7 protein-coding genes and 1 pseudogene are annotated in these 11223 nt (G+C 55.4%); 5 read left to right on the top strand and 3 right to left on the bottom strand.

Annotated features, from left to right (window positions below; translation table 11 throughout):
- Positions 1-708: 708 nt before the first annotated feature.
- Positions 709-1737, bottom strand: a complete 1029-nt coding sequence (locus BUE09_RS18055) for a hypothetical protein (RefSeq protein ID WP_073303136.1) — start codon at positions 1735-1737, stop codon at positions 709-711.
- 140 nt (positions 1738-1877) lie between these two features.
- On the opposite strand from BUE09_RS18055, the gene BUE09_RS18050 reads away from it, so the two are divergent.
- From BUE09_RS18050 to BUE09_RS18035, 4 genes are all read left to right on the top strand, one after another.
- On the top strand, positions 1878-2756 hold the full coding sequence (locus BUE09_RS18050) for a competence protein CoiA family protein (protein WP_073303134.1): 879 nt from the start codon (positions 1878-1880) through the stop codon (positions 2754-2756).
- A 98-nt stretch (positions 2757-2854) separates the two neighbouring features.
- Entirely contained in the window at positions 2855-6319 is a 3465-nt protein-coding gene (locus BUE09_RS18045; RefSeq protein ID WP_073303132.1) for a class I SAM-dependent DNA methyltransferase, read from the top strand.
- A gap of 18 nt (positions 6320-6337) precedes the next feature.
- Entirely contained in the window at positions 6338-7081 is a 744-nt protein-coding gene (locus BUE09_RS18040; RefSeq protein ID WP_073303129.1) for a HipA family kinase, read from the top strand.
- Positions 7078-7887, top strand: a complete 810-nt coding sequence (locus BUE09_RS18035; protein WP_073303127.1) for a DUF3037 domain-containing protein — start codon at positions 7078-7080, stop codon at positions 7885-7887. Before BUE09_RS18040 ends, BUE09_RS18035 begins: the two co-directional genes overlap by 4 nt.
- A gap of 79 nt (positions 7888-7966) precedes the next feature.
- Here BUE09_RS18035 and BUE09_RS18030 read toward each other — a convergent pair.
- Positions 7967-8703 (bottom strand): annotated as a pseudogene (locus tag BUE09_RS18030) (metallophosphoesterase).
- Positions 8704-8733: 30 nt separating this feature from the next.
- A complete protein-coding gene (locus BUE09_RS18025; protein WP_073303125.1) occupies positions 8734-9852 on the bottom strand; it encodes a hypothetical protein in 1119 nt (372 codons plus the stop codon).
- Between the two features lie 494 nt (positions 9853-10346).
- Here BUE09_RS18025 and BUE09_RS18020 point away from each other — a divergent pair, with 494 nt between their 5' ends.
- Positions 10347-11117, top strand: a complete 771-nt coding sequence (locus BUE09_RS18020; RefSeq protein ID WP_073303123.1) for a nuclease-related domain-containing protein — start codon at positions 10347-10349, stop codon at positions 11115-11117.
- Positions 11118-11223: the final 106 nt, after the last annotated feature.

Here is an 11223-nt window from a genome sequence, read left to right as displayed (position 1 = left end):
CACTGAAGTACCGCTCGCCTCGGGAGTTCAGGCGGTTGGCTGTAACATCAACTTAACAGGGTTGCGGTGTCCGGTTTGATAGGGGCAAGTCCACCGGATCGTAATCAATGAGCTGGGCCATAAACTTCCTCTGGGGCTGATTCGCAACGTGTGCAGATGAGCGCTTGGGAGTTCTTCATCACGCACGCTGTCGCTTAACTCTTCAGTTCAATAGTGTTTTTTGAAGCCTCGTTGCCGCGCATTTTGCTCCGTGGCATACGAACACCCAGCACACCTGACATAAGCCTGACAAAGGCCTGACAACTACCGGACAAACTACCTACATTGCTACAAATTTTGTTCTGACTCCTGACAAACCGCCTACAAACGCCCTACAAATGGCTTAAATCCGCGCAGAGCAAATGCTTAGTGCAAACGCAATATCAAATACAGGCACGCTATGGATGTATACACATCCGGTGCCAAAGGGGGCTCCCCTTTGAAACCCCGGATCTACGATCCGAAGCAATTCCGCGCACCTTTATCATTGCCGTGGGAGTTCTTCATCACGATAAAAGCAGCCCAGCCCGGCTTGGGCCACACATGCTCGCCCGCTCCGTTTCATCTCGCGCTGCGCATCACCGAAGCTGTAGCCCAGAGGCTACAGTTACTGTCATATCCTCTACATTTGTAGCCCGAGCGCTACAAAAGGATCAAAACCAACGCAGATTACGAACAGCGGAGCGGACCATCAGCGGTATGTTGTTGGCCAGAGGACGTAGGGCGATGGAGAATCGGGCCTATGAACAAACCAGACAACCTTACGCGGTCAAAGCTGTAGACATGCGCGAAGGGGCTTTCAATACATCGCCCCACCAGCGGAAGAGTTTGGTCAGGCTTACCAGGCATCAGCAGCACCCGCCCGCTGCAAATCGGACAGTCGCCACTAAAGCGAACGAACCTCGTCCATTTGTATCCTCCGCCATCACGATGCATTTCCACCTCAGCGGAGTCCTCCCAAACCGAAAGCAGCGCAACTGGAGCTTTAATTACACGGTCATCAACCAGGCGCCACCAGGGGGCATAAAAGTTCGACCAGATGAACCAGCTCGCCACTGCGAGGAAAGCCACATTCCCTAACTGCCGCAGCGTCAGTGCCTGATCGAGAGCAGCGGCACTCCACATGCCAGCAATCAACCAAAGCGCGAGCAATAACACCCCAAAAAAGATACCAGACAGCAGCAACACGCCGCGCCAGCTTCGGTTTTTTAGCTCCCCTTTCCGGAATATCAGGCGGAGCAACAGACTGGACCGGACCTCACCTGGAGCAGTCCGGGTGTACTTGATCCAATCCCACGACTGTTGCTCGGCCGGCTCCGTCAGGTCAGGTAGCGGAGCCACATCCAGCCAGAATGCTCGCTCGTTACCTTTGCCGCCCTTGCCCTCGTTAGCACGAACGACCGGCATTTGCTCCAAACCGGCTTGTCGTAAGCGTGCGCACAACGAAGAACGGCGCGACAAGAGAAACCTTTCCAGCAAGCCTGGTGGTAGCCATGTCGTTGCGTTCAATGTCCTGCCCTTTCGCTCCCCCTCGACATGCAACAGCAAAGCGGTGCGGGTGTACTGCTGGGGTTCGCGAACGTTCTTACCTAGCTCGTCGAGCTTGGCTTGCACCAAAAACTGAAGAACCCGGTACGCCTTATTGTCTGCTGGAACGTCATTCAGCTCGGCTTGTAAACAGCGCATCACATCCAGCACATAATCTCCAAAGGCCCGCAATTAGCGGGCTGAAGCGTATTCCATACGTTCGCACAACCTCTTTGCATGAGGTTGGGGGGATGTTTGGCCCCGCTCGAATCATGACTCTAGAAGCCGTCCTGACACCAGAGGCTTTGCCCATGAGCATGTTCGTTGCACTCGATTCATACGGCCAACTGATAACTATCGAAAACGCCATGCGTGGGCTTGCCTGCAATTGCACCTGCGCTTGCTGCGGCGAACCGGTAGTCGCTCGAAAGGGCCTGATTCGTGAACATCACTTCTCCCATCATTCCAACAAGGAAAGCTGCTTCATCCAGCGAGAAAGCCTGCTGCACCTATACGCCAAAGAAGTCATCCGCAACCAGCTCGGCTTGCAGCTTCCGCCGATGCCTGGGATCTGGCCGGAGAGCGAGGACAAAACCAGCTGGTGGGACTTCGAAAGAGTGGATGAAGAAGTCCCGCAGCAAGGGTTCCAACCCGACCTGGTCGCCCACCTGAAAGACGGCGGACAGCTATTCATTGAGGTCGCCGTCACCTCGTTTATTGGCGAGGAAAAGCTGGAGCGGATTAAAGACGCCGGTACCAACACGGTCGAAATTGATCTCAGCGAACTGCTATTCAGCAAGCACCCCATCCCCTCCGAAGAGGTCAAGGCTCACATCCTGATGCAGACCCACAACAAATCGTGGGTATACCCCGAGGCGCTACCAGTGGGTGCTCTGCCAGTAGCAGCTTCGCTACCCGCTCTTCTCAAACCACCGGTAACCGAGCCCGCAGCAAAATGCATCGAGCACCGATTCACGGTCATGGATATGTGGCTATCAGCCAGAATCCTGCCTACAGGCTCTGTGGCCGTCCGCTCGCTGGCATATAACCCTCAGATAACTGAGCTCCTGAAATCTTGGCGTAACGAGCTAGGCGGCGAGTACAACCCTAAGTACAGAAACTGGATCTACTTTCCACGAGCTCGCGAGGAAATTCTTAACCGCCTACAGCAACTGAATAAGCGAACCTGACCAAAGCCATACCGCAACTGCCCGGCTACGCAGATTTACTCTAGGCAGTGCCGCTCCGTTAGAATCCTTGCCCTTCTCGTAGTCGGAGCAATACCGTGATGGAACACTTGGACAACTTCCTGGCCCGCTGGCAGAAGGCTGGCGGTACTGAGCGCGCCAACTACCAGTTGTTCCTCACCGAGCTATGCAGCCTGCTTGGGCTACCGCTGCCAGAGCCTGCCGGCGACGAAACCCGCGACAACGCCTATGTGTTTGAGCGCCGCGTAGTCATCAACCAGCCTGACGGCAGCAGCAACAATGGTTTTATTGACCTCTACAAGCGCGGCAGCTTCGTGCTGGAGGCCAAGCAAACCGGCAAGACCCTGGACAGCTCCGGCTGGGACAAGGCCATGCTCAAGGCCCACAACCAAGCCGACCAGTACGCCCGCGCCCTCCCCGCCGAAGAAGGTCGCCCGCCGTTCATCCTGGTCGTGGATGTTGGCCGCAACATCGAGCTGTATGCCGAGTTCAGCCGCTCCGGTGCCACCTACACGCCCTACCCGGATTCACGTAGCCACCGCATCCGCCTGGAAGATCTGCGCAAAGAAGACGTGCGCGAGCGCCTGAGCGCCGTATGGCTTGATCCACTCAGCCTTGACCCGGCCCGACGATCCGCCAAAGTCACCCGCGAAATTGCCGACCAACTGGCCAAACTGGCGAAGTCCCTGGAGGCCGCTGGTCACTCTCCGCATTTGGTTTCCAGCTTCCTGATGCGTGCCCTGTTCACCATGTTTGCCGAGGACGTTGGCCTGCTGCCCGAACGCGGTTTTACTGAGCTTCTGCAGCGCCTGAAGAACAAGCCCGACACTTTCGCGCCGATGCTTGAACACCTCTGGCAAACCATGAACAGCGGCGGCTTCTCGCCGATCCTGGAAAGCACGCTGCTCAAGTTCAATGGCGGCCTATTCGCCGAGGCGTCAGCCATCGCCCTCGACCGCGATCAAATGGAACTGCTACTAAAGGCCTCCGAGGCCGACTGGCGTTATGTGGAGCCGGCCATCTTCGGCACCTTGCTGGAACGTGCGTTAAATCCTCGCGAACGTCATAAGCTGGGCGCGCATTACACCCCGCGCGCCTATGTTGAACGCCTGGTACTGCCCACCGTTATCGAGCCGCTGCGCGCCGAGTGGAAAGAGGTCCAGGCCGCCGCGCTGACTTACGAAAGCCTGGGCAAGCACAAGGAAGCCGTTGAAGAAGTAAAAGCCTTCCAGCGCCACTTGTGCGATGTGCGTGTACTCGACCCGGCATGCGGCAGCGGTAACTTCCTTTATGTCACTCTGGAGCACATGAAGCGCCTCGAAGGCGAAGTGCTCAACCTGCTAGGGGACTTGGGCCAAACCGGCATGCTGGACACCGAAGGCCTCACTGTCGACCCACACCAGTTCCTTGGTCTGGAGATCAACCCACGCGCCGCCCGTATCGCCGAAATGGTGTTGTGGATCGGTTACCTGCAATGGCATTTCCGCACCCACGGAAAGGTCAACCCGCCCGAGCCTGTGCTACGTGACTTCCACAATATCGAGCACCGCGATGCACTTATTGCCTACGATGCCGTGGAACTGCTGCGCGATGAAACCGGAAAACCCATTACTCGCTGGGATGGCATTACCACCAAGACCAGCCCGATTACCGGCGAACAAGTGCCGGATGAGTCGTCGCAGGTCGAGCAGTACATCTATCGCAATCCACGCAAGGCAGGGTGGCCGCAGGCGGATTACATAGTGGGCAATCCGCCGTTCATTGGCGCATCAACCATGCGTCGTGCCTTGGGCGATGGCTATGTCGATGCTGTACGCAGCACCTGGCCTGAGGTGCCGGAATCAGCGGACTTTGTCATGCACTGGTGGCACATATCCGCTGAGGCCGTGCGTGCAGGCCAAGTGCAGCGCTTTGGCTTTATCACCACCAACAGCATCAAGCAGACTTTTAACAGGCGCGTGGTACAGGCGCAGCTGGACGCGAAGAATCCATTGTCACTGGCCTTCGCCATACCGGACCATCCTTGGGTGGATGCCGGAGATGGCGCGCAGGTGCGAATTGCCATGACAGTAGGCTCGGCCAATCCAAGTAATGGCCGCTTGCTACAAGTACGTGACGAGTTCAGTAGCGAACAGAATCAGGACGAAATAGAGGTCAATCTGCAAGAACAGCAAGGGCTACTATTTGCCGACCTCAAAACCGGGGCAAATGTCTCTGGGGCAAACCCATTGCTTGCTTGCCTTGGCCTTAGCTCGCCGGGCGTCAAACTGCATGGATCAGGCTTTATTGTCACCCCCGACAATGCTGTCAAAATGGGGCTCGGCACTGTGCCTAATATTGAAAATCACATTCGCGCCTATCGCAATGGGCGTGATCTTGCGCAGTCACCGCGAGGGGTCATGGTTATCGACCTCTTCGGGCTCACTGCCGACCAGGTTCGCGAGCAATATCCGGCTGTTTATCAACACTTGTTGGAGCGAGTAAAGCCAGAGAGGGACAGCAAGGGAGGCACCAAAGATGGCGCAGGATACGCTGCCCTTTGGTGGCTCTTTGGCAAACCTCGCCAAGAGCTACGCAAACAGCTGGCGAACCTGCCTCGCTATATCGCCACCGTAGAGACAACAAAACACCGAACTTTTCAGTTCCTGAGTCCAGAAATACTGCCCGATAACATGCTGATCAATATTGCCAGCGACGATGCTGTAAATCTCGGCATCCTATCCAGTCGTGTGCATGTCGTTTGGGCGTTGGCAGCTGGTGGCCGGCTCGGTGTCGGCAATGACCCTCGCTATAACAAAACCCGTTGTTTTGAGACATTTCCCTTCCCGGATGCCTTGCCAGAACAACAGGTACACATCCGCGAACTCGCCGAACGCCTAGACGCCCATCGCAAACGCCAGCAAGCACAGTACCCCGAGCTGACCCTAACCGGCATGTACAACGTGCTGGAAAAGCTGCGAGCCGGCGAGCCTCTGAACGCCAAAGACAAGACCATCCACGAACAAGGCCTGGTTTCCCTGCTGCGCGAACTGCACGACGAGCTGGATAGCGCCGTCTTCGCCGCCTATGGCTGGGATGATTTGGCCGAACAACTGGTGGGCAAGCCTGGCGCTACCACGCCGCTGCCGGACAAACCCGAGGCGCAGGCCGAAGCCGAAGAAGAATTGCTGTCCCGCCTGGTGGCGTTGAATATCGAGCGAACCGCAGAAGAAGCCCGCGGCCACATCCGCTGGCTGCGCCCCGAGTATCAGAACCCGAGCGCCACCGTCGTGCCGGATCAAAGCGAAGCGGTGTTAGACAACACAACGGATTTCGAATCCATCCCTGCCGCCGCAGCCGCCACCGGCAAACTCACCTGGCCCAAGCAAATGCGCGAACAGGTAGCTGCCGTGCGCCATGCACTCAGCCAAAGCCCGCTACCTGCCGACGCCCTTGCCGCACACTTCAAACGCTCACCCAAGGTCGCCGTTCAGGCCGTTTTGGATGCCCTTGAAGAACTGGGCATGGTGCAGCAGGACGCAGATCAGTATCGTCTGGCCGGCTGATGCATAAGGAAGTCGTCAATGGCCAAGGGTAACTACATAGAAGCGGTGGAGATCATCCGGCGGCTGGAGGGCGGTATGACGCGCCCCTTCCTATGCAGAGCCAGCAACGGCAAACACTATGTGGCAAAGGGTTTGGAACTCCCGCCCGCCGAACGTATTGCCGAGCTGCTGTGCGCCCGCCTGGCCTCTGACTTCGGGTTGCCAATCCCCGAGCACGGCTATATCTATATTGACCCCGGCCTACTGCGCTACGACAAAGAAGCACGCAGCGACCTGGGGCCTGGTGACAGCTTCGCCTTGGCTTATGTCGCGGACGCTGCGGACCTGCTCTATTCGCAAGCACTGCAGGTTCCTGTCGACCTGCAAAAAGCCGTTTTCACCTTTGATTACTGGGTTGGTAATGGTGATCGTCAGCTAGGCCCTTTTGGCGGTCGCCCCAATTTGCTGATGTGCGGCACAGACAATCAGCTGCAACTGATTGACCACAACCAGGCATTCCAGTGGCCTCAGGATGTACAGGACTTCGCCCAAAGCCATGTGTTTGGCCCAAGCAATCGGCTATGGCGCATGGATATGGTCGACAAAGTTGAATACAGCCAGCGGATGCACGACACTGCCAAGCGCTTTCGTGACCTATGCTCAGACATACCTGATGAATGGTGTGAATCTATAGGCAAACAGGGACTCGACATTCTGCTCGAAGAAATCGAAAGTAACCTGATGCGCTGCAATTCGGACGAATTCTGGAGCGTCCTGCAATGAAATACGCCTGTCTTTACAGCATCGTGCGCTTCGCGCCTTTTGCCGAAACCGAAGAATTCGCCAATGTCGGCATCGTTCTCTCGGCCCCGGCCATTGGGCGCATGGAGTACAGGCTCGCCCGTAAAAATCTAAAACGGGTCAATCGCTTCTTCGAATGCAACAACCTGTTCGCCAAGGCCATGGAAATAGCCCAGAACGAGCTGGATGCTGTGCGAGCGATGACAGCAGAAGCACAAGAAAGCCAAATTGTTAACCACTTCCGCTTCCTGACCGAGCCCAAGGAGTCGCTGATTCGCTTCAGCCCCATGCGCTCAATCCTGGTGGAAAACTTTGATGTCACTCTTGAGGAGCTTTTTGGTCGGTATATCGAACGTCAAGGCATGGCTCGTGATCGTCGTGAAGAAGTCATGGTTCGTGAAATTCGCACCCTGTTTACGGAAGCCTCTATTCGTAGCTTCCGGGATGAGACGCTGACTGGTGAACTGATCAAGCTGCATCTGCCTCTGGTTCACCGCAACAAGGTCGTGGCCGCCATCAAGCCTTTGGCTTTTGACCAAGCGGAGCCAAGCGCAATTCTCGATCACTGCGAACAATGGCTGATGAAATTCGCACGCGCCGAGAAGGAAGGGATTATTGAGCTGAAGAACGTACTGATCCCGGTTGCGGCCCCGGCAGAGAATGATTCTGCGCGCCACAGGAAGGCGGTACAGGTAGCCAAAGAGTGCATCCTAGACCGCGGATTGCAGCTGGTCGAATATCAGGCCACCCAGAAAATTGCAGCCTTCGCGCAGAGCTACGTTCAATAGCCTCAAGCAGCTTTCCTGCTCTGCAAAAGGCCCGGTAAATCCGGGCCTTGTGCTTTTGTTCTTGTGTTACCCAAGCGGGCTATATCTCAATGATCAAATCCGAGCGAAAGCCAGTCTCTTCGCCCGGATACCCCCTTGGATTGCAGACCACACGCGTACCTGCCAAGTCATAGTCGACGGCAGTGTGTGAATGCCCATGGACCCACAGTGCCATTTGCTCGGCCCCCATATGACCTTCCCAGCGGCTGGCATACGCGGCATCCATATGAGTGCCGGCATGGGGGTTGCTCTGAAGAGAGCGTAGCGTCGGCGCATGGTGGGTGATCACCACCGTTGGCCCACCAAATGGCTCCGACAACTTCATGCGCAGCCAATCTTTCGTCTGCACTGACTGGGCAACCAAATCAGCGGGCCGGATGCGCCTGTAACTTTCCGTGCGGATCTGTCGGAAGTCATTCATAGAATTCTGCGCACTCATGCACGCCATCGGCGGGTTACCGGTAGCGGCGAAATCCGTCCACATGGTTGCCCCCAAAAAACGCACGCCGGCCAGAATCACTTCGTCCCGACCCAACACCCGCACGCGATCATCCTGCGCCGCCCTTAGTTTCTGCAGGGTGTGCGTCAGGTGCCCGCCGTAAAATTCGTGATTGCCGGGCACGTACAACACCGGCCCAGAGAAGGACTGCCTGCCCATTCAACAGCGCGTGCTTTGACATCGATGTCGCCCGCCAGAATGACCACATCACAGTCCAGGGGCTCTGGAGAAAATGGGCTGAACTCATTGTGCAGATCGGACAGCAGATGGATATGCATCATTCTGTTCAGTAAATTCCAGATGTCATATCAAATATCGTCACTTATGGCGTGTAAGGGAAGGACGGCATCACTCTTGAACGCAATACACAGGTTAGTATGGTCCTTGAGATTATTGTTTTTGACAGTCCGCATCGCAGCAGGACAGAGGAGGGTCACAGGTCCGAACTCATAAAGCGAGAAGGCCTCTAGCGTATATTTTTTTCCTCCATCGCTTGTTGCATTCCAGCTCAACTGGTTGAGGTAGTCAGCGGGGTAATCCTCGCTGCTAACCAAGTACTTTCTTACTTGACGATCACTCAAACCCAGAACACTCATAGACCCCACTGATGCGAAACTAAATACAGGGGGAGCAGTGAGAGTAAGTATACCCAAAAAAATCAACACACCGGCTAACGCGGACTTCACCTGTGCCGCTCTATTTTTATTGATCGACATGTAATAACCAACGGCCGGCGCTAAAGAGCCGGCCATTGTTAAAAGACAAAAAAGAAGCGCTTCAGTCAATCCCGACATTCCCGAACGCCCCTCATAAAATCTCATCACATACCAAGCAGGATAGATACCAAGCAGTGCAGTTACACCAACAAGGATAGTCAGCAAGACACACGCCAAAATCCCCTTATGTATTGCCAATGGAGCAGCCAGATACTCCGCTTTGTCCAGATGTCCATTGATGAATGGCCAGGAGAAAACGGCGGGCAATATAAAAACGACTAGCAGCCACCATGGGCTTTCAAGAGTGCGATCTAACTGAGAGGCGATCCCTAAGATAAAAACGATGCCAAGCATCCCCAGCACCGTCACGCCGAATAGCCTGCGAGTAAACGAATCACCATACTCAGGTTTCGGTCGAAGCCACGCAGGCACGAGCGAGAAGAAATACGAGGTGATGAGCATGCTGCCAACTATCGCAACGAAAAATAGAATGAATGCCAAGACAAGAACAATCAAACTCGGACTAAACTGTAATGAGCGTAGAAGCACATCGGGTCGACCGATATAGTTAACATAAACGACTAGACTAAAAATACCAGCAATGGGTGCCATGGCTGCCACTGTTGCCGAAATCCAGGCGAAGTGGTTTTTAATGAGTTCCAAAACCCAAAGGGAGCCACCGCTTTCTTTTTCTGGAGTGCCGACCTGCATACCCGGGGTCCTTTTTTACGCCCACATTCATAATCTACGGATAGTTAGGGATCTACTTCCACTCACCATCCTTCTCAAAAATCGAACCAGCAGCAAGTCTACTTTATATTTATATATTAAATGCAAGAATGAAACATCTTTTCGTTTGCAAGCGTTGCTGGAAACTTAAGGCCATGAACGCAAAGCCATCGAGACGGAATTCCTCGTTAACGTCTCACCGTCCTGCTACTCGAACCTGCGGCTGCCGTTCCACCATCAGAACAGCGTTCGACTCAGCCTGGCTTGGAGAAGCAGTTGACCGTATCTATCAAGCGCGACGTCCTCTTTCCTCAGGCGTCTCCGAGATAGGGCCTTCGTCGCCTATCTTCGCTATCGACTAAAGCCCGAATGGCAGCGCATCGAAATAGCTCTAGATCAACAGAAATAAAGGTTCGTTCAACTACACTCGCTTTCGGTAAGATCCAGCAAGTTGCTCAATCAATCGAGGCAGAGAAATGGACTTCACTCCCGTCATCGCGCAGGTCTGGGGCATGTTGGCTTGGTTCATCCCAGCTGCACTGCTGATCGGCCTGCTCAAGTCGCCCTGGGCCAAAGGTCACATTGGCGAACTCCTGGTACGGCTGTTCGCTCATTGGCAGCTGGACAAACAAACCTACCGCCGTCTGCACAATGTCACGCTGGACACGCCAGACGGCACCACGCAAATCGACCACGTATTCCTCTCGCCCTACGGCATCTTCGTGCTGGAAACGAAGAACATGAGCGGCTGGATTTTTGGCAGCGAGAAACAGCCGCTGTGGACGCAGAAGCTCTACAAGCGCACCTTCAAATTTCAGAACCCGCTGCGGCAGAACTACAAGCACCTCAAAGCCCTAGAGGCCACACTTGGCGTTAACCCCGAGCACCTGCACTCGGTCGTCACCTTTGTCGGCGGCAGCACCTTCAAAACCCAAGTGCCGGCCAACGTGACCCAGGGCATTGGTTTTATCCGCTATATCCAGTCATTTCAGCTGCCGGTGTTTAGCGCGGCAGAAGTCGAAGCCATGCTGCACGCCCTGCAAACCGGCCGCCGTGCGCCGACACTCGCCACCCATCGCGAGCATGTGCAAAACCTTAAGCGCCGAAGCGATCCGACAGCCGAGCGGCAATGCCCGAAATGCGGCAGCGCGCTACTGATGCGCACCGTGAAGTCAGGGGCGAAAGCGGGGTTGCAGTTTTGGGGGTGCTCGGCGTTTCCCAAGTGCCGAACCATGCAGAGCCTTTGAGGTGCTGGAATCAGCTAGTAAACGTGGTCTGTCCCCTATTACTCCATACCGTGAGTAGCCCCCGCCCCGCTGAGCCTCTGTAGAAAAAGCAGCCAGACTGATAGAG

The sequence above is a fragment of the Stutzerimonas xanthomarina DSM 18231 genome, assembly GCF_900129835.1.
Lineage (GTDB): Bacteria > Pseudomonadota > Gammaproteobacteria > Pseudomonadales > Pseudomonadaceae > Stutzerimonas > Stutzerimonas xanthomarina.
This window is presented reverse-complemented; position numbering and strand designations above follow the sequence as displayed.

Bases quoted from the DNA above. Each gene is read 5' to 3' on its own strand.
- BUE09_RS18025 (WP_073303125.1), bottom strand. From the start codon at position 9,852: ATGCAGGTCGGCACTCCAGAAAAAGAAAGCGGTGGCTCCCTTTGGGTT.
- BUE09_RS18050 (WP_073303134.1), top strand. From the start codon at position 1,878: ATGAGCATGTTCGTTGCACTCGATTCATACGGCCAACTGATAACTATC.
- BUE09_RS18035 (WP_073303127.1), top strand. From the start codon at position 7,078: ATGAAATACGCCTGTCTTTACAGCATCGTGCGCTTCGCGCCTTTTGCC.
- BUE09_RS18020 (WP_073303123.1), top strand. From the start codon at position 10,347: ATGGACTTCACTCCCGTCATCGCGCAGGTCTGGGGCATGTTGGCTTGG.
- BUE09_RS18040 (WP_073303129.1), top strand. From the start codon at position 6,338: ATGGCCAAGGGTAACTACATAGAAGCGGTGGAGATCATCCGGCGGCTG.
- BUE09_RS18045 (WP_073303132.1), top strand. From the start codon at position 2,855: ATGGAACACTTGGACAACTTCCTGGCCCGCTGGCAGAAGGCTGGCGGT.